Source organism: Sphingobacterium sp. ML3W, from assembly GCF_000747525.1.
In the GTDB taxonomy this organism is placed as follows: Bacteria; Bacteroidota; Bacteroidia; order Sphingobacteriales; family Sphingobacteriaceae; genus Sphingobacterium.
Map to the genome: position 1 here is coordinate 4,407,166 of NZ_CP009278.1, position 19,524 is coordinate 4,426,689.

At 34.2% G+C, this 19,524-nt stretch carries 16 protein-coding genes; 12 read left to right on the plus strand and 4 right to left on the minus strand.

What is annotated here, in order from left to right; translation table 11 throughout:
• The first annotated feature begins 3 nt into the window (after positions 1 to 3).
• Both KO02_RS18930 and KO02_RS18935 read left to right on the plus strand, forming a co-directional pair.
• Positions 4 to 1,137, plus strand: coding sequence for a glycosyltransferase family 4 protein (locus tag KO02_RS18930; RefSeq protein WP_235212290.1), 1,134 nt, complete (start codon positions 4 to 6; stop codon positions 1,135 to 1,137).
• Entirely contained in the window at positions 1,118 to 2,209 is a 1,092-nt protein-coding gene (locus tag KO02_RS18935) for a glycosyltransferase (protein ID WP_051960050.1), read from the plus strand. Before KO02_RS18930 ends, KO02_RS18935 begins: the two co-directional genes overlap by 20 nt.
• Here KO02_RS18935 and KO02_RS18940 read toward each other — a convergent pair.
• Positions 2,206 to 2,967, minus strand: a complete 762-nt coding sequence (locus KO02_RS18940; protein ID WP_038702991.1) for a glycosyltransferase family 2 protein — start codon at positions 2,965 to 2,967, stop codon at positions 2,206 to 2,208. The genes KO02_RS18935 and KO02_RS18940 overlap by 4 nt on opposite strands.
• Positions 2,968 to 3,258: 291 nt before the next feature.
• Between KO02_RS18940 and KO02_RS18945 the strand changes: the two genes are divergently transcribed.
• Both KO02_RS18945 and KO02_RS18950 read left to right on the plus strand, forming a co-directional pair.
• Positions 3,259 to 4,014 carry a glycosyltransferase family 2 protein gene (locus tag KO02_RS18945; protein ID WP_200878568.1) on the plus strand — a complete coding sequence of 252 codons (756 nt, stop codon included), beginning with the start codon at positions 3,259 to 3,261 and terminating at the stop codon, positions 4,012 to 4,014.
• The gene (locus tag KO02_RS18950) at positions 4,011 to 4,994 is read left to right on the plus strand and encodes a hypothetical protein (RefSeq protein WP_038700847.1); all 984 of its coding nucleotides are present in this window, start codon (positions 4,011 to 4,013) and stop codon (positions 4,992 to 4,994) included. The genes KO02_RS18945 and KO02_RS18950 overlap by 4 nt, the downstream gene beginning before the upstream one ends.
• A gap of 61 nt (positions 4,995 to 5,055) precedes the next feature.
• On the opposite strand, the gene KO02_RS18955 is transcribed toward KO02_RS18950, so the two are convergent.
• Positions 5,056 to 6,054 carry a hypothetical protein gene (locus KO02_RS18955; protein WP_038700849.1) on the minus strand — a complete coding sequence of 333 codons (999 nt, stop codon included), beginning with the start codon at positions 6,052 to 6,054 and terminating at the stop codon, positions 5,056 to 5,058.
• A 138-nt stretch (positions 6,055 to 6,192) separates the two neighbouring features.
• Between KO02_RS18955 and KO02_RS18960 the strand changes: the two genes are divergently transcribed.
• The 5 genes from KO02_RS18960 (at position 6,193) to KO02_RS18980 (ending at position 11,434) form a co-directional block, all read left to right on the plus strand.
• The gene (locus KO02_RS18960) at positions 6,193 to 7,215 is read left to right on the plus strand and encodes a hypothetical protein (RefSeq protein WP_051960054.1); all 1,023 of its coding nucleotides are present in this window, start codon (positions 6,193 to 6,195) and stop codon (positions 7,213 to 7,215) included.
• A 6-nt stretch (positions 7,216 to 7,221) separates the two neighbouring features.
• Positions 7,222 to 8,259 (plus strand): hypothetical protein, encoded by a 1,038-nt coding sequence (locus tag KO02_RS18965; protein ID WP_038700851.1) that lies wholly within the window; start codon positions 7,222 to 7,224, stop codon positions 8,257 to 8,259.
• A 136-nt stretch (positions 8,260 to 8,395) separates the two neighbouring features.
• The gene (locus KO02_RS18970) at positions 8,396 to 8,881 is read left to right on the plus strand and encodes a SixA phosphatase family protein (protein WP_038700853.1); all 486 of its coding nucleotides are present in this window, start codon (positions 8,396 to 8,398) and stop codon (positions 8,879 to 8,881) included.
• Positions 8,882 to 8,902: 21 nt separating this feature from the next.
• Positions 8,903 to 10,906, plus strand: coding sequence for a thioredoxin domain-containing protein (locus KO02_RS18975; protein WP_038700855.1), 2,004 nt, complete (start codon positions 8,903 to 8,905; stop codon positions 10,904 to 10,906).
• A 30-nt stretch (positions 10,907 to 10,936) separates the two neighbouring features.
• On the plus strand, positions 10,937 to 11,434 hold the full coding sequence (locus tag KO02_RS18980) for a peptidylprolyl isomerase (RefSeq protein ID WP_038700857.1): 498 nt from the start codon (positions 10,937 to 10,939) through the stop codon (positions 11,432 to 11,434).
• A 482-nt stretch (positions 11,435 to 11,916) separates the two neighbouring features.
• Here KO02_RS18980 and KO02_RS18985 read toward each other — a convergent pair whose 3' ends face one another.
• On the minus strand, positions 11,917 to 13,092 hold the full coding sequence (locus KO02_RS18985) for an IS4 family transposase (RefSeq protein WP_038694773.1): 1,176 nt from the start codon (positions 13,090 to 13,092) through the stop codon (positions 11,917 to 11,919).
• Positions 13,093 to 13,201: 109 nt separating this feature from the next.
• Between KO02_RS18985 and KO02_RS18990 the strand changes: the two genes are divergently transcribed.
• Entirely contained in the window at positions 13,202 to 14,686 is a 1,485-nt protein-coding gene (locus KO02_RS18990) for an MAC/perforin domain-containing protein (RefSeq protein ID WP_158500315.1), read from the plus strand.
• A gap of 488 nt (positions 14,687 to 15,174) precedes the next feature.
• Positions 15,175 to 16,350: an IS4 family transposase gene (locus KO02_RS18995; protein WP_038694773.1), complete on the plus strand. Its 1,176-nt coding sequence runs from the start codon at positions 15,175 to 15,177 to the stop codon at positions 16,348 to 16,350.
• 295 nt (positions 16,351 to 16,645) lie between these two features.
• Here the strand turns inward: KO02_RS18995 and KO02_RS19000 are convergent, their stop codons facing one another.
• The gene (locus tag KO02_RS19000; protein WP_038694775.1) at positions 16,646 to 17,815 is read right to left on the minus strand and encodes an IS4 family transposase; all 1,170 of its coding nucleotides are present in this window, start codon (positions 17,813 to 17,815) and stop codon (positions 16,646 to 16,648) included.
• A gap of 119 nt (positions 17,816 to 17,934) precedes the next feature.
• On the opposite strand from KO02_RS19000, the gene KO02_RS19005 reads away from it, so the two are divergent.
• Complete coding sequence (locus tag KO02_RS19005; protein WP_158500316.1) at positions 17,935 to 19,473, plus strand: MAC/perforin domain-containing protein; 1,539 nt, start codon at positions 17,935 to 17,937, stop codon at positions 19,471 to 19,473.
• Positions 19,474 to 19,524: the final 51 nt, after the last annotated feature.

Genomic DNA, 19,524 nt, shown 5'->3' on the forward strand with positions numbered 1-19,524 from the left:
AAGATGTTGAAAATAGGATTTGATGCAAAACGTTTCTTTCATAATCAGACCGGCTTAGGAAATTACAGTCGTGATCTGATTCGTATCCTCCGTACGTATTATCCTGAACAAACCTATTTATTGTATACACCAAAACTTGGAAAATCCCATTATAATAATTTGGTTCCGAGTGATATCGTTAAGCAACCTACTGGCTTTATAAACAACATCTTATCTAGCCATTGGCGTTCAAGCCGTATTGTGAATGATCTTGATCTGGACAAGGTCGATATCTACCATGGCCTTTCTGGTGAAATTCCAAGAGGATTGGAAAACACTTCAATTAGATCGGTCGTGACCATCCATGATTTAATTTTCATTCGTTACCCCGAACTTTATAAAAAAATAGATCGTACCCTTTATCATAAAAAATTCAAATATGCCTGCGATCATGCCGATCAAATCGTAGCAATAAGTGAGCAGACAAAGCAAGACATCATCGCGTTCTTTCATATCCCAGAGAGTAAGATTAAAGTCATCTATCAAGGATGTCATGAATCATTTAAAACAGTTAAAACGGAACAGGAAAAGCAAGACTTAATTAGCAAACTGGGGTTACCGAAAGAATTTATCTTAAATGTAGGGACCATCGAACCTCGAAAAAATGCGCTATCTATAGTCGAAGCAATTGTTGATAAGGATATTTCCTTGGTTATTGTTGGCAAACAAACGTCTTATTCAAAGGAAATCCAAGCCTATGTTACGCAACATCAAATGGAAGATCGGGTGATTTTTTTACAAGGCTTAAGTATGCAGGAATTATCCGTACTTTATAGCCTTGCTACAATTTTCGTTTATCCATCCATTTTTGAAGGCTTTGGCATACCGATTATTGAAGCATTGTATAGTGGAACTCCAGTGATTACATCGAAATCAGGTGTTTTTCCGGAAGCTGGTGGCCCCTTCTCCTGCTATGTCGACCCCAATGATATTAATCAGTTGGGCGAAGCGGTAGATACCATTCTAAATTCCACGGAAAAACAGCAAGAAATGCGTGAAAAGGGCTTGGAATATGCACAACGATTCAATGATGGTTTATTGGCTGAGCAATGGATGAATCTTTATAAAAATTTAGGTAATGAAAATAGGATTTTTTAACTCTATAAAAACTTGGGGTGGTGGTGAAAAGTGGCACTTTGAAGCAGCTATTCATTTTGCTAAACTGGGGCATGATGTTTATTTTTTTGGCGATCAGGACAGCAAATTAAGAACAAAGTTACTTGATTATCCTGCGATTACTTTTGTAATGGTCAATTTAACAAATTTTAGTTTTTTGAATCCTGTAAAACGCTATTCATTAATTGCCAAGTTTAAGGAGTTAAAACTCGAAACACTGTTGATCAACAATCCAAAGGACTTGAAGATTGCTGCTTATGCTGCACATATAGCAAAGGTTTCCCGTATCATATACCGTAGAGGATCGGCTATTCCCATTAAAAATACATTTTTAAACCAGCGTATTTTTGGAAATTATATAACGGATGTATTAGCAAATTCGTTAGCTACAAAAAAAACGATCTTAGTCAATAACCTGCAATTATTTCCAGAAGAAAAGATCAAGATCATTTATAACCCGATAGACATAGAGGCATTTGACCAATCAACCTATCAAAAAATTGTCCCAAATAGGCAATCAGATGAACTCATAATAGGTACTCTCGCTAGACTATCTCCTGAAAAGAACCAAAAATTGCTGATTGACTTATCAGTAGAACTTTCACGGCAGGATATCAACCATCAGATTTATATCACAGGTAAAGGTGAATTAGAGGCGGAGCTGAAAGCCTACAGCCATGAAAAAGGTACAGATAAGCATGTTCACTTTTTAGGATTCACAGATTCTCCAAAGAGCTTTTTAATAGACCTAGATATCTTCATTTTACCTTCATTATGGGAGGGATTTGGCTATGTATTAGCAGAAGCTTCACTAGCAGAAAAACCTGTGATTGCTTTTAATAACAGTAGTGCGCCTGAATTAGTCTTGAATAACATCTCAGTTTTCCTAACAGAATTGAACAATATTCCACAAATTGTGGGAAAAGTTAAAGATTTACAACATGTAGAACTTCGCCATAAAATGGGTATTGCTGGTCGCCAATTCGTACATCAATCTTTTGATAAGAAGAAAATTTATGAGAGCTTAGAAAATTATATTTTAAAGGGAAATTAGCCGTGTTTCCTTTTATGATAGGCCTCTTTCACTTTTAAACATTTCAAGAAAACATAATAAGCCGAAAGCTTACTCCAATAATATCCTTCAATACCATTTAAAAAATTGAGATTTAGGATGTATTTTCTAAAAAATTGAAACTTCGGTTTAAGTAAAACCTGTAAAAAAGAGTAATTCTTTCCTTTTTTTAATGCTTTCTCCACGTTAAGGGTCGTATAGCTATTCATGGTATTAACATAGGCATGATATGAAGCATAGCTATCATGTAGCATATAGCCCTCGAGGACACCTATTTTTCCATTAGTCTGCAATACTTCATGAACAGCATCTGTTGTAAATCGAGCACCATCAGATACTAAACGTAAAATCTTTCTGCCTGACTCATCACCATATCTGAATATTTTACCCATGAAAACCTGTCTTCTTTTTATATAATATGCCTGATACTCCTGATCACTTTCTAGGATATGTTTGATGCTTGATATCAGTTTATCATCCAATACCTCATCAGCATCAATGGACAATTTCCATGGATATTGACATGCATCCAATGCCGCTTGTTTTTGCCTACCAAAACCTTCGAAATTCATCTGTATCACTTTAGCGCCAAACTGTTCTGCAATTTCTACAGTTCGGTCTGTACTAAATGAGTCTACGACAATGATTTCATCACACCAGGTTAATTTTTCTAGGGTTTTTCCGACATTTTTCTCTTCGTTAAAAGTAATCAGAAACACTGAAATCTTAGCTTTAGGCATATTTTTTGAATTAGAAGTCATGAATGGCACAAAAGTATCAAATTTCAGTGAATAATCATTTTACATAAATTAACATTTCTATTGTAACATAAAGAAGACATTCCTCGTTATCATATAAAAGATAATAAATCGTCCATGCGAAGTTTGAAGAAGGGTACTAATAGTCATTACCGCTTTCATCATGCAAAGCTGGAAGATTTAATAAAATTTCTATCAATAAGATATTAACATGTTCTTCAATTATTTAGAAGATGATGTATTCATAGTTTTATAAATTATAACCGAACTACAGTGGATCAAAAGATAAGTGCATTAGTCATAACTTATAATGAAGAGAAAAATATCCAAGATGTAATCTCCTGCCTAGATTTTGCAGATGAAATCATTATTGTAGACTCTTTCAGTAAGGACAATACGATTAATATAGCAAGGCAAAATAGTAAAGTTCGCGTATATCAACACAAATTTGAGGATTTTACAAAACAGAGAAATATAGCCATTTCCTACGCCAAACATGATTGGATACTATTTTTAGATGCTGATGAAAGATTGACGAAACCGTTACAGAAAGAGATTAATGAAACAATAAATAACCCAAGGGCACTAGACGCTTATTATGTCTACAGAACATTTTTCTTTTGTAATAAAAAAATAAGGTTTTCTGGAACTCAGAACGACAAGAATTTTAGACTTTTCAAAAAGTCTAAAGCGAAATTCTGTACCCTGAAAAAAGTGCATGAAACTTTAAATGTCAATGGTACTACAGGCATTTTAGAGCATAAGTTACTCCATTATTCCTTCTCTGATTATAAATCTTATAAAGACAAAATGATTCACTATGGCGTTTTAAAAGGACAAGAACTTTATTCAAACCATAAAAGATACAATATACTTACGCATTTTGGGAAAACAAGTTTCAGATTTTTTAAGGCATACATCATCAAATTAGGTATACTGGATGGAAAGCACGGCTTGGATCTTTCTTATTTACAAAGTTTGAGCGTGCACGAAACTTATGTATCTTTGAAGCGAAAAGAACAAGTATGAAAATCTGTGTTGTAAGTTTTGATTTCTGGCATTATGATCACTATATTATTGACGAATTATTAAAAAAAAATATCTCAGCTTCTCATATCAATATTGGGGATTATAAGTATGCGAATATTTTTGAAAGAATTTCCAATACATGCAGTAAAATATTCCTAGGAAAGAATTTAAAACATATAAACCGTCAAAAATATGTTCGCGATTCTTTAAAATCTTTAGGACATCAAGATCAAATTTTAATCATGAATCCACATACCCTAGCGTATGAAACGATTCAATATATCAAACAGCATACCAGTCATCTGATAGCCTACCTTTACGACAACCTCGACCGATTTCCAGTTCACGATAAACTCCATTTATTTGATAAGGTCTATTCTTTTGAGGATGAGGATGTGAAAAAACATGGCTTTGAAAAGTTAACGAACTACAATTATTTAGTAGATTTTCATCGTAATAAAAATGTACCTGAGCTGGATATTTTTTACATAACATCCTACGATAAAAATCGAAAAATCATTTTGAAAGATCTCGTTAATCGATTTCAGCAACTAAATTTAAAATTTAAAATCGTAACTGTTGGAAAAAAAGTATGGAAAGAACAGCTCCGCCAATTCTTTTTTCCAAAGTCAAAACATACAGCTTGTGAGTTCCACAGAAAACCAATATCCCATACCCATGTTTTGGATGCTTATCATAACACGCGTGTTATTCTAGACCTCATGAGACAAGATCAAACGGGTTTAAGCTTTCGGGTTTTCGAAGCCATGGCATTGGAAAAGAAAATGATAACCGATAACCCTAGTATAGTACATTATGACTTCTATAGACCTGAAAACATCTTGGTACTCAATGATGAGCATAGTACTCTAAGTGTGGACTTTGTATCCTCTCCATATGTACCGATTCCAGATGAAATCTATCATCAATATACTTTAGATAATTGGGTGACCAAGGTATTTAATCTCTCGGAAAAATAGGCCATCAAAAATGCATGATTACGTCGCCAAAATAGACTAATTCCTAAAATCTAATAACGCACTAATTTTCAAGCATATTCTTGATCCAACGGTCAAAATTGTATTTCTGTAAAACTTCATCTTCAATTACAATGTAGGGCTCATTTATAAAATCAGCTAAAGAACGAGTTTCATTGTCTAGAATATAAATGTTATTTGGATGATAAAAATCGTAATTCTTCACATCTACATTATTGGTTACTAATTTCCGTTGGTATCCAATTGCCTCAAATACCCTAAATGATAAACCTGTATGTACATTCGTTAAAAAATCGACTACAACTTGATTTTCTAAAGTTAGTTTAATCGTCTCTTCATAATTTATAGGAGTATCTATAAACTTTATTCCATCACACGTATAATGATTTGTGATATTTTCATCCTTAGTGAATAATAGAAAATTTGGAATACCGTCGTTTTGAATGATACATTTTGCTGTTCTCTGGATTTCCTCCCATCTACATTTCATGAAACTACCAATAAAGAAAAATGTCTTCTTCAATGGTATTATCTCTTTATGATTGAGATGTCCAAAGTAAAAATTGGTAGCTGACAAATAATTAGAGCTCTCAGAACTAGCGTCCCTTCTATCAAAAACATAAAAACGATCAAATAACCCAATCAATGGCTTTATAGCAGGATATCTCTCGACACCATCCCATTGATAGGCTATTGCTTTATTAGACTTCGAACAAATTTCTTCGATGACTTCCTTTGGATAAATATCCGCTCGAATCAATAAACAATAATCAGCTTTCCCTTCTATCCGCTCTAATTTTTTTAATACAGCATTTCCTAGTGATTTGAACTTTAATTTATTTTTATATCCCTTATCATTGAAGATTGATTTTCGAAAAAGGTTAACAAAACGATCCCATAAATTTTTGTACTTAAAGACATCGTCATCATAGCTAATATCGATTACCTCAAACCCCAATTGTTCTAACCTGTCAACCATGACTTTATAGATACTAAAAGTTCTGGGCATACCCAGAATAAGCTTTGGCTTCAATTTATTCATTTATCAATAGTTTACGAACAGAATTTACAAAAGTAAGTTTTCTCCGTGTAGAAAGAAAACTTTAAATTAGCTCTTAAGAAATCCCTATTGAAAATAATATGTCACATTTTAGCAATACAATTCGTTTAAACAAGAACTATGACTAATAAAAAGAAAATTATTTTAGGTGCGCCTACACATTTCAATTTCAGTAATTCAATAAAAACGGGATTACTTGAACAAGGATTTGAAGTAATCGATTTGTCACAAAGATTAGACACGCCCTTTAAATATAAAAATATCCTTCAAAGAGTTCATAATTTAATTAGAAAGGTATTCTTAAAAGACCGATCATATAAAGAAAAGTTGAAACATAAATCATTTCTAACCTTATTAGAAAATGATTTAAAAAACGTAGATAATGTTGATTATGCATTATTTATTAGGCCGGATCTATTTCCCATAGAATTTATTGAAAAAGTAAAACACAAAACGAAAAAATTAATAGCGTATCAATGGGATGGATTATCTCGATTCCCACATGTATTAAGCTATATTCCCTTATTCGATTTTTTTCATGTATTTGAACAGGATGATTTAAAAAATCATCCATCAACAATAGCCTGTACAAACTTTTATTTTAAAAAGGGAGAAATTCCAATTGTAGAAAACTTTAATAGAACCTATTATCTCGGAACATTTTTCCAAGATAGGATTGAAGTTTTAGCAAAAATAAAAAGCAGTCTAGAACGATTAAATTTCACAAATGAAATAATAATTTCTTCAAGTTCAAATACTCAAAAAGCTTTAATTAAAGAAAAAAGATTAGAATTTAAAAAGAATGCCATAACTTATGAGGAGAATTTAGAAAATGTATTATCATCAGAAGTACTGATAGACATTCAAAACACACTTCACGATGGATTATCCTTTAGGATTTTTGAATCAATAGGATATGATAAGAAACTCATCACAACTAATCCCAATATTTCAAAGTACGACTTTTATACACCAGATAATATATTGATCTGGAATAATCAATCTGATTTAGAAATTAAGAAGTTTTACGAACAACCTTATCAAAGTCTAAACACACATATAAAACAGAAATATTCTTTTGAGAATTGGATTAAATTTATTTTAAAAATAGATGGACATATCCCAATTGATATCCCAAGATAATTAGAAATGGTTAAGCTAAAAAATAATAGTAAAATATACATATTATGCCCAGGTGAATCCTTATCAGGAGGTCCTGAGGCATTGCATCAATTAGGATATTACCTTAATAAAATGGGTTACAATGCCTATTTATGCTATTATCATAAATTTACCACTAATCCTAGATATACTATCTATCGGCCACAGATACTTCCTATAGAAAGTATAGAAGATGATTGTAATAATGTAATTATTACTCCAGAAAGTAGCACTAAATTATTAAGAAAATACACTCATTCAAAAAAATGCATTTGGTGGTTAGGAATTCAACATTACGACGGATTTGAAACTTTTCCTATAGGAGTAAAAGCAATTTTAAAACAAAAATGGAGAATTCATACACCAGTACCATTCTGGAAAATAAGACAATTATTATTAAAAATCATCTCAAAAAGAAGATTTCAATCAGACTCTTTTATTCCAGACAATAAGGTTACGCACTTATGTGGATCTGAATTCGCATATGCTTATGTAAAAAAAACATTTAAAATTCCTTATTACCTAGTTGAACCACTCAGCTTACCATTCTTAGAAAGAAAAGATAATCCAATTCTAAAAAAAGAAGAACGAAGCAAGACGATATTATATAATCCTTCAAAACCTTCAATTATTATGAATAAGCTTTTAAAAAGGAAAGATTTGAAATTTACCCCGTTAGAAAATATGGATATATTACAGATGCAAATATTATTTCGAAAAAGTCTCCTATATATAGATTTTGGCTTTTTTGGGGGGCCTGAAAGAATTCCTAAAGAAGCAGTTTATAATGGCACATTGCTTTTAGTTGCTAGACGTAATGCTGCAGTAAATTCTCATGATGTTCCAATACCTGAACAATTTAAGATTGAAGATTTTAATAATGAGACAGTTATTGTTGAAAAAATAAAGTACATGCTTGACAACTACACAGAATTAATCACCTTATTTGGACCATTTAGAGAGAAAATATTAAATTTAGAAGCTAATTTTCAACGACAAATCAAGAACATATTTATCATTGAATAGTTTATACATATACTTTTCTAAAATACAACTTACATTAAAGTTAGACATAAAAACTGCATTATTATATCATTAAATTTTCAATCATGTTGCCTTATATAAATTCTTTTTAGCTATATTTATATGAACAAAGCGCACTATGGCTAAAAATCTTTACATCGTCCGTCATGCCAAAGCTGAACAGTCATTCTCTAAAAGAGATTTTGACCGTATCTTAATAGACAAAGGCATAGAAAGAGCACAACGCGTTTCCAATCACCTCGCATTACAAATGCAAGCCGATTCAACAACACTCTGCATTACATCTTCAGCCGAAAGAGCTTATCAAACTGCTGAAATATTTATCAAGGCGATTAAATACCCACAGATTGCCTTAATCCAAGAAGATAAACTCTATGAAGCCAGTTATTTGGATATCCTAAAATTAATAAACCAAGTTCCTCCTCATATCAATACCCTTTTTATATTTGGGCACAATCCTGGATTATCTGACTTCATCGAATACGTCAGTAATGAGTCAATCCCCTTATCAACATCACAGGTTGTACATTTGGTACTCGATGATGGTATTGATTTTAACAGCTTAAGCTCCAATACGACATCGCTTTTAAATACCATAGTATAATTCATTTTTGTACCTTCGGATATGGCAAATCAACTGCAATTTGAAAATTCACCGTATCTGAAGCAACATGCGCACAACCCTGTGCATTGGATGCCATGGGGTGAAGAAGCGCTAAAGAAAGCTCGAGAAGAAAATAAACTGATCATCATCAGTATTGGTTATTCTGCATGTCACTGGTGCCACGTCATGGAACGTGAAAGCTTTGAAAATGATGTCATCGCGCAGACGATGAATAAGTTTTACGTCCCCATTAAAATAGATCGAGAAGAACGTCCAGATATCGACCAAGTATATATGACTGCTGTACAGCTCATGACGAATGCTGGAGGTTGGCCATTAAACTGCATCTGTTTGCCCGATGGGAGACCCATTTATGGTGGCACGTACTTCAAATCTCATGATTGGCAGAATATTTTGATTCAAATTGCGCGAATGTGGGAAGAACAACCTGCTGTAGCGTTGGAATATGCTGACAAATTGACAAAAGGTATTCAACAAAGTGAACGATTGCCGATAAACCCTATACCTGAACAGTATACCAAAGGAGATTTAGAAGAGATCATTAAACCTTGGAAAGAACTATTCGATGTAAACGATGGCGGATATCATCGAAGTCCAAAATTTCCACTTCCAAACAATTGGGCATTTCTGTTACGCTATGCGGTATTGGCTAACGATAGAGAAACGCTAGATCACGTTCACTTCACCTTACAAAAAATAGCTTCTGGAGGTATTTATGACCATATTGGTGGAGGTTTTGCTCGTTATTCAGTCGATAGCGAATGGCATATCCCCCATTTTGAAAAAATGCTGTACGACAATGGGCAGCTCATTTCACTCTATGCAGAAGCATATCAACAAAATCCAAACCCGTTGTATAAACGCGTTGTAGAAGAAACAATCACATGGGCAAAGAACGAAATGTTGGCTCCTAACAAAGGCTTCTATTCTGCCTTAGATGCCGATAGCGAGGGTGTAGAAGGTAAATTCTACGCATTCACCCTCACAGAAATCAAAGCGGTATTAGGTGCTGATGCAGATCTGTTCATTTCGCACTACAATATCACGGAACAGGGCAATTGGGAAGAAGAACATACCAATATCTTGATTAGCGACATCGAAGCTGATAAACTGGCGCAAGAAGCAGGTTATACCGCTGATGAATGGGAAAATTATTTACGAGATATAAAGAAAAAATTATTTGATTACCGGAAAAAACGTGTACATCCAGGACTTGACCATAAGCAATTGGCAACGTGGAATGCATTGCTTTTAAATGGTTTAATCGATGCATACCGCGTATTTGACCGACAAGAATATTTAGATTTAGCTTTACAGAATGCCGAATTTATAAATAATGAACTGATTGCAGCTGACTTCAGTATGCTCCACCAACCTCAAGATACCAATCGCAGTATCCCTGGGTTTCTTGATGATTATGCTTTTACCATAGCGGCATTTACAGCATTGTACGAAGCTACATTTGAAGAAAAGTGGTTAATGAAAGCTAAAGGATTGATCGATAAGACGATTGAGTTGTTTTATGATAAGAATGAAAAAACCTTCTTTTATAGTGCATCCAATGCCGAGAAATTAATCGCACGTAAAAGTGAAGTCATGGATAATGTCATTCCGTCATCTACCTCGACAATATGCCGTCAATTAAAAAAAATAGGACTACTACTTGATAATGAAGACTATACATCAATATCAGGACAAATATTTGCCAATGTATTCCCACAAATCAAGACATATGGCTCTGCCTATTCAAATTGGGCAATATTATTGTTAGAAGAATTATACGGATGTAACGAGATCGCAATCACTGGTGAAGATGCATTAGCATATCGGAAAGAACTAGATCAACATTACATTCCAAATAAAATCGTATTAGGTGGGACAACAAGCAGTCTACCATTATTATTAAATAGGAAAGGTTTAAATTCAAAAGCATACCTTTGTAGAAATAAAACATGCAGTCTGCCACAAAATACGATTGCAGAACTTATAAAAATAATAGAATAATAACGGGGAAAATCCCAAAAATCAAAACAAATGGCAATAGTAACTAATGACGTAGTAGCGTTAACTTACAAACTTCACACAATCGAAAACGGCGAGAAAGTATTCGTAGAAGAAACAACAACTGAAAATCCTTTAGACTTCTTATATGGTGTAGGCATGATGCTTCCTAAATTTGAAGAAAACATCGCTGGCTTAAATGTTGGTGATACTACTGCTTTTGAATTATCTGCAGAAGACGCATACGGTGAAAAAGACGAGCGTGCTGTTGCTCAATTGCCAGCAGATATGTTCAAAGAAACTGGCTTACCTCCAGTTGGTGAAGTTATCCCATTACAAGATAACGATGGAAATCAATTCCGTGCAGTTGTAATGGAAGTATCTCCTGAGGTTGTAATTGCTGACTTAAACCACCCAATGGCTGGTAAATCATTACATTTCGAAATTGAAATCTTAAATGTACGTCCTGCAACTGAAGAAGAGTTATCTCACGGTCACTCTCATGGTGTAGATGGTACTCAAGGTCACTAATCTGGACCCAGATAAATAATAAAAAAAGCGGATGTTGGTTTTACCAGCATCCGCTTTTTTTATGTTTAGGAAAAGCATTGGTCCTTCAAGATATACTCAAATCAACACTTTGCGCTTAAATTTATCAGTTTCCATATATCTCTTATAACCTACTAGCAACATTTCATATAATTAAGGGGATACTTTCTTTAATCATATAATAGTAATTTGTTGTACATCATTATACGCCGACCCCACGCCCGACGTTCATTTAAAGAAAGAAATACTAACACAAATTTCATATACCAATTAAAACATCAATTAACAATTCTATAAAGTAATAATTGAAAACAAATCATCAATTAAAAAAACAATTTTAGCTAATATATTATTATTTTTCACTTTCTTTGTTGAATACCACTTCCGTCCTAAATAAATTTTAGGCGCGTGTTTCCCTTGAAACAGTATCTATTTTTAGATAATTTCAATTTTGACCCTATTTTTTAGTCTGAGAATATCTGTAGCTGTCCATTTTTACCCTTAACTGGTGGCCTGATAAAAGGATCATCTATCCATTGCCATATATTTATTTTCACGAATATATTCATCCTGATAAACCCGACCAAGTTAGACAGATTCCAATCGTATTTAGCCTTCTTCTGAAGGTATTTGAGCAGTAATATTCCAATCAACGAAGTCCATATTTGGATCATGACCGCATTTTCAGAAGTACCCACAAAAGATGATATTTTTAAGCGTTGCTTCAGATGCTTGAAGAAAATCTCGATCTGCCATCGCTGTTTATAAATGTTAGCTACTAGTGATGCCTTCCATTGGATATTATTTGTCAGAAAGTGGTACTGGTTGTCTGTGCTGCTGTCCCAAAAGTGAATCAAGCGTAATGGTTTAGAGTTGTATCTATCTGCTGATGGACCAGAAAGCTCAATGATCTCATCTTTAATGATTCCCTTTTCAAGGAGTGCTTCACTCTGGTATGACTTGATAACGTTGTACTTCATGTTAGTTTTACTCCTGGTAACAAAATAACAACCTCTGCTGTCCAAATCCCCGAGCCAGTTGTAATCCACATAACCTCTATCCACCACTACAACGCTTCCTTTGGAAAAACTATAGCTACCCGCACGCTGGCTTTCATGAACTTTCCCGTCTGTAATCTGCATGAAAACAGGAAGACATCCATCATAATCCAGCACAGTGTGCAGTTTTACAGCACCTTTGGTGCTTCTAAATTTAGCCCAGTCAAATACAGATAAACATAAAGGGATGATACTGGCATCCATCAGATAAACCTTGCGCTTTAATTGCGTTAGATCTTTGCGCAAATGGGTATCCTTTTGCCATAGCTTATCTAATAGCGAAAAGTACAGATCTTTAAAGAGTTCATGGGTGCGGTGCTTGTTGATATAGGAAATATTGGACTTGCTGGGTGCTCTACCAACACCTAAATGGTTCAAATTACCAGTCGTACTACGTAAGCCATTACTGATATCACGAACTGAATCTGCAGAAGAAAAATGGCAAAACAACATGCTAGCAAGATGCGTCCAGCTGTTGATCCCTTTACAATGTTTGTCACTCTTGTGCTTAGCAACCAAAACCTTGAATAATTCGCGGTCGATAAGTGATAAAATCTGACTAAAAACGTTTAAATTTACCATGGCGGTGTGTTAAAATTTGACGATTTAAATATAGCAACTTTGCTATAGCAAAACACCGCCACTTTTTTCAACGTTTAGGACGCTACTGGTTGAATACTAAAAAATGAAAATGAAAAGAATAAATTTAATTTGCACGTTAATAGCATCAACGCTGCTACTAACCAATTGTCAAAAAAAAGAAGTTTCTGATGAAACTTTATTAAACAACAACTCTAAAAACCAAGCTGCTGCCGGTGATGGCGAATTTGATGTTTTAGGCTATGGTTATGATGTCACTAAAGAATATTTGAACTCGAAGTCAGTATCATATACCCCAGTATTGGATATGAAAAGGTTAAAGGCTGACCATCTGGATAAAATCAATATACCAACTGCAGGCTCAGGAGATGGACGATATTTTTATGGAGCGACCGCCAAAGATTTTGTCAGCGACATTAATGTGCAAAGAACATTCAATGTATCAGCAACTATTGGAGATGAAAAACCTCAACTAGATGGACAGCAATACTTTACACCTTCCTTTGGAACAGAAAATACCGACCATAACATTAAAGATACTAAAAGTAGATTTTCATATGGAAGATATGAACATATTAAAGTAGTAAAGTCAATCCAATTTGCAAAATTTGTCACTACAGACTTATTGATAAATTATTTAAATAATGATTTTAAAAATAACATTAATCAATTAAGTGCCGATCAATTAGTTGATATTTACGGTACTCATGTACTTTTAGACATTACTGTAGGAGGTCGAATGCTTTTTAATTTCACAGCAAATATCAGCAGTGAGAAAACTACAGAGACAAAAAAATCAAAAGTTGAAGGTGGTTTAGGATTTTTTGTAAAGAAATTTGGAATTAACTTCAAGTCGAGTAAGACGACGGAAGAGATAACCACGAACTTTAATGAAAGTCGTGAAAGACAAATGAATATTAAATATCAAGGTGGATCAAATTCTGGGACAAGCGTTACTTTCAATTCCGATGGTTATTCTTCTGAAAGTATCAATATAGGGTCATGGGAACAAAGTGTTACGGATAGGAATTGTGCACTTATAGATATCACTAGAATGGTTCCTATATATCACTTCATAAGTAATCCTACGAAAAAGGCACTGGTAAAAACTGCAATCGATAAACATATTAAAGAAAATCAAATTACAGAACTTGGTGAAGTACCTGTATATTCCTTATACTATGATGGTTATAAATATAATAAAAAATCCTCTCTCGATAATCATGTCTTAAGTTTAAACCCAAGCATTGAAGATCAAAAAATGACAAATGAAGGCGTTATATTCTACGCTTTCAACAAACAGAAAGCAGGAACAATTCCTATTTATAGATTTAGAAATGATAAAATTAATGATAACTTTTTCACAAAAGATTTAGCAAATTATTCTGATTACAGAAATGAAGGAATAGTATTTTATGCCTTTCCTTCGTCAACTACTTCAATGACTTCAAATCTTACACCTATTTATCGCCACTGGAGTAATTTTCATATGGACCATTATTATACTCCCGTGTCAGGAACATTTACTAATTATACATTTGAAAAAATAGAATTTTACGGAATTAAAGCAAATTAAATTTTGAGTGATTTTCACACTAGAAGCTTTTAATATCAACTTTAAAATAAATGAATATAATTAATACACTATACTGTGGTGTAGATGGTACTCAAGGTCACTAATCTGGACCCAGATAAATAATAAAAAAGTGGATGTTGGTTTTACCACCATCCGCTTTTTTTATGTATAGGAAATGCATTGGTCCCTCAAGATATACTCAAATCAACACTTTGTGCTTAAATTTATCAGTTTCCATATATCTCTTATAACCTACTAGCAACATTTCATATAATTAAGGGGATACCTTCTTTAATCATATGATAGTAATTTGTTGTACATCTTTATACGCCGACCCCACGCCCGACGTTCATTTAAAGAAAGAAATACTAACACAAATTTCATATACCAATTAAAACATCAGTAGCGTCCTAAACGTTGAAAAAAGTGGCGGTGTTTTGCTATAGCAAAGTTGCTATATTTAAATCGTCAAATTTTAACACACCGCCATGGTAAATTTAAACGTTTTTAGTCAGATTTTATCACTTATCGACCGCGAATTATTCAAGGTTTTGGTTGCTAAGCACAAGAGTGACAAACATTGTAAAGGGATCAACAGCTGGACGCATCTTGCTAGCATGTTGTTTTGCCATTTTTCTTCTGCAGATTCAGTTCGTGATATCAGTAATGGCTTACGTAGTACGACTGGTAATTTGAACCATTTAGGTGTTGGTAGAGCACCCAGCAAGTCCAATATTTCCTATATCAACAAGCACCGCACCCATGAACTCTTTAAAGATCTGTACTTTTCGCTATTAGATAAGCTATGGCAAAAGGATACCCATTTGCGCAAAGATCTAACGCAATTAAAGCGCAAGGTTTATCTGATGGATGCCAGTATCATCCCTTTATGTTTATCTGTATTTGACTGGGCTAAATTTAGAAGCACCAAAGGTGCTGTAAAACTGCACACTGTGCTGGATTATGATGGATGTCTTCCTGTTTTCATGCAGATTACAGACGGGAAAGTTCATGAAAGCCAGCGTGCGGGTAGCTATAGTTTTTCCAAAGGAAGCGTTGTAGTGGTGGATAGAGGTTATGTGGATTACAACTGGCTCGGGGATTTGGACAGCAGAGGTTGTTATTTTGTTACCAGGAGTAAAACTAACATGAAGTACAACGTTATCAAGTCATACCAGAGTGAAGCACTCCTTGAAAAGGGAATCATTAAAGATGAGATCATTGAGCTTTCTGGTCCATCAGCAGATAGATACAACTCTAAACCATTACGCTTGATTCACTTTTGGGACAGCAGCACAGACAACCAGTACCACTTTCTGACAAATAATATCCAATGGAAGGCATCACTAGTAGCTAACATTTATAAACAGCGATGGCAGATCGAGATTTTCTTCAAGCATCTGAAGCAACGCTTAAAAATATCATCTTTTGTGGGTACTTCTGAAAATGCGGTCATGATCCAAATATGGACTTCGTTGATTGGAATATTACTGCTCAAATACCTTCAGAAGAAGGCTAAATACGATTGGAATCTGTCTAACTTGGTCGGGTTTATCAGGATGAATATATTCGTGAAAATAAATATATGGCAATGGATAGATGATCCTTTTATCAGGCCACCAGTTAAGGGTAAAAATGGACAGCTACAGATATTCTCAGACTAAAAAATAGGGTCAAAATTGAAATTATCTAAAAATAGATACTGTTTCAAGGGAAACACGCGCCTAAAATTTATTTAGGACGGAAGTGTTAAAACATCAATTAACAATTCTATAAAGTAATAATTAAAAACAAATCATCAATTAAAAAAACAATTTTAGCTAATATATTATTATTTTTCACTTTCTTTGTTGAATACCAGTAGCGTCCTAAATAAAAATTAGGGTTAAAAAAATCTCATTATTTACCCTCAATACGCTTGTATTTTGAGTTTTTACAATGTTATACCCTCTGTTATTTTCAAAAGACACCTAATTGTCCATTTTTATCTGGGATTTTATCCTTTATAAATGGATCATTTGCCCATTTCCAAAAGTCAATTTTCACAAATATATTCATCCTGATAAAACTGACCAAATTGGATAGATTCCATTTGTAGATCACCTTGTTTTGAATGTATTTCAATAAAAGTATCCCGATCAATGCCGTCCATATCTGGATCTGAACTGCATTTTCCGAAGTTCCAATAAAGCTTGTCACCTTGAGTCTTTGTTTGAGATGTTTAAAAAAGATCTCAATCTGCCATCGCTGTTTATATATCATAGAGACCATGGCAGGTTTCCATTGCAGGTTATTGGTTAAAAATTCATACTCATTACCTGTTGTGCTGTCCAAAACGTGTACCAGTCTAAGTTTTTTGTTTCCATAACGTTTTGATGCCGTTCCCTCCAAGGTAATGATCTGATCCTTAATGATGCCGCTTTCTCGCATAGCCTCGCTCTGATAGCTCTTGTTTACGCTGTATCTCATATTGCTTTTGCTACGCGTAACAAAATAACACCCCTTGCTGTCCAAAACGTTCATCCACTGAAAATCAACGTATCCACGGTCCACAACAACGACACTTCCCTTAGGGAAAGCAAAGCTGTTTGCCTTTTTGCTTTCATGTACCTTACCATCGGTAATCTCCATGAAAACCGGAAGACAGCCATCATAATCCAGGACAGTGTGCAGTTTGGCAGCCCCTTTATTGCTGCGAAATGTGGCCCAGTCAAACATCGAAAGGCACAGTGGGATCACGCTGGCATCCATCAGGTATACCTCACGTTTCAAGGACCGTAATTCTTTTCGATGATTAACATCCTTATTCCATAGGCTGGAAAGAAGAGCAAAATATAGATCCCTAAACAGATTAAAGTCCCGATGCTCATTCATATAAGAGATACTCGATTTACTGGGTGCTCTGGAAATGCCCATATGGCTCATGTTGCCAGTAGTACTACGTAGACCATTGCTGATATCACGTACCGAATCAGAGGATGATAAATGACAGAATAACATGCTCACAAGGTGGGTCCAACTGGTAAGGCCTTTCTGATGCTTGTCACTATTGTAGCTACTTACCAGGTTTTTGAAAATATCCCGATCGATCAACGACAGAATCTGGCTAAAAACATTTATATTTATCATGGCGGTGTGTGATTTTTTCCAATTTCAAGTTAGCTATTTTTTAAATAGCTAAACACCGCCTTTTTTAACCCTTCTCCAAATCGTTTAGGACGCTACTGGTTGAATACTAAAAAATGAAAATGAAAAGAATAAATTTAATTTGCACGTTAATAGCATCAACGCTGCTACTAACCAATTGTCAAAAAAAAGAAGTTTCTGATGAAACTTTATTAAACAACAACTCTAAAAACCAAGCTTCAGGTGCTGACGGGGAATGGGATGTTTTGGGGTATGGAATAGATGCTACTGCTAACATGCTAGAAACAAATAGCATGTCAGATGTATCTATTATTAACATTTATCAATACGCCAATGATTTTAAAGATAAAAATGATCCAAACAAAGTAAAAGTAACTGGAATTAGCGTAAATAGAGTTGGAGGAGGTTCTTACGATATCTTTACAGGATACTCTGCCCATGATTATTCTAATGATGTTAATACTAAAAAATCTATTGGAGTAGATGGAAAAGTATCAGTACCCTTTTCTTCTGACCCCTCAGCTCCAAGTAAAAAATTATTAAATTTTACAGGAAACTTCTCCAAAAACAGTGAGGATGAAAACAAAACTAGCATTTCTTCAAAATTTTCCTATGCTATGTTTGAATATTGGCACAGAGTAAAAAGAATTGGATTTACAGAAGATGTTACCACACAAACATTATTAAAGTACTTAACACCCGAATTTAAAAACTATATAGCTACTAAAACTGCTACGGAAATCGTTAACAGATACGGCACACACGTACTACTAGATATTAGCTTAGGATCACGAATAAGAATAGACTATAGTGGAGAAGCAATTAAAGAAACCTCAGACACAAAAAAAATATCAACAATAAAAGCAGGACTTGGCGTATCTGTTTTGGATATGTTTGGCTTTAATATTAATACGGATAAAACAAAAGAAGAAGTCACCAGACTTGCCAACGAAACTATTAAAAGAGAATATCATTCCAAATACTATGGTGGAAACAATACAGGTACAAGTATATCAATCGATTCAGAGGGCAAATCAAGTTCAAATTTTAATCTCACAAGTTGGCAACAGGGCGTAACTGAACGAAATGCAGCGTTGATAAGTATCGATAAAGCTTTGTTTATTTATGATTTTATTACTGATCCGGTTAAAAAAGCACAAGTAAAAACAGCCGTTGAGAAATATATTAAAGATCGCCAGCCTATAATGGAACCGGATTACACTTCACAACTTGTGTCTGTTAAATCATTTATTGCAAAAGCAGGGAAACACCATTATTTAACAACTACTACCGTTGGGGATTTTAATTATTGGCGCGAGGAAGGTCCAATATTTAAAGCATATAACAAAAATATACCAGGAACTGTTCCCATATATGCTTTTCATAGCCAGGGCAGAAGTAGCCACTTTTATACGACAACATCGCCAGGCGGTGACTATAATTGGTGGGCATGGAAAAATGAAGGTGTTGCATTTTATGCTTATAAAACACAAGTAAGTGGAAGTATTCCAATTTATGAGCACTATAGTTCAAAAGGATTAGACCATTACTACAGCCCTGATCCAGGCGCAACATTAGGAGATCCATCATATTGGACCTCAGTTAGTGGCCCTGTTTTTTACGCATATCCATTAAACTAACTTATTGTTATAAATAATGAACAATGACCCGGAGATAAAACTCTTCTAGTC

Coding starts and splice junctions, on each gene's coding strand:
- KO02_RS18955 (WP_038700849.1), bottom strand. CDS start 6,054: ATGAATAAATTGAAGCCAAAGCTTATTCTGGGTATGCCCAGAACTTTT.
- KO02_RS18975 (WP_038700855.1), top strand. CDS start 8,903: ATGGCAAATCAACTGCAATTTGAAAATTCACCGTATCTGAAGCAACAT.
- KO02_RS18960 (WP_051960054.1), top strand. CDS start 6,193: ATGACTAATAAAAAGAAAATTATTTTAGGTGCGCCTACACATTTCAAT.
- KO02_RS18940 (WP_038702991.1), bottom strand. CDS start 2,967: ATGCCTAAAGCTAAGATTTCAGTGTTTCTGATTACTTTTAACGAAGAG.
- KO02_RS19000 (WP_038694775.1), bottom strand. CDS start 17,815: ATGATAAATATAAATGTTTTTAGCCAGATTCTGTCGTTGATCGATCGG.
- KO02_RS18935 (WP_051960050.1), top strand. CDS start 1,118: ATGAAAATAGGATTTTTTAACTCTATAAAAACTTGGGGTGGTGGTGAA.
- KO02_RS18995 (WP_038694773.1), top strand. CDS start 15,175: ATGGTAAATTTAAACGTTTTTAGTCAGATTTTATCACTTATCGACCGC.
- KO02_RS18980 (WP_038700857.1), top strand. CDS start 10,937: ATGGCAATAGTAACTAATGACGTAGTAGCGTTAACTTACAAACTTCAC.
- KO02_RS18965 (WP_038700851.1), top strand. CDS start 7,222: ATGGTTAAGCTAAAAAATAATAGTAAAATATACATATTATGCCCAGGT.
- KO02_RS18990 (WP_158500315.1), top strand. CDS start 13,202: ATGAAAAGAATAAATTTAATTTGCACGTTAATAGCATCAACGCTGCTA.
- KO02_RS19005 (WP_158500316.1), top strand. CDS start 17,935: ATGAAAAGAATAAATTTAATTTGCACGTTAATAGCATCAACGCTGCTA.
- KO02_RS18950 (WP_038700847.1), top strand. CDS start 4,011: ATGAAAATCTGTGTTGTAAGTTTTGATTTCTGGCATTATGATCACTAT.
- KO02_RS18930 (WP_235212290.1), top strand. CDS start 4: ATGTTGAAAATAGGATTTGATGCAAAACGTTTCTTTCATAATCAGACC.
- KO02_RS18985 (WP_038694773.1), bottom strand. CDS start 13,092: ATGGTAAATTTAAACGTTTTTAGTCAGATTTTATCACTTATCGACCGC.
- KO02_RS18970 (WP_038700853.1), top strand. CDS start 8,396: ATGGCTAAAAATCTTTACATCGTCCGTCATGCCAAAGCTGAACAGTCA.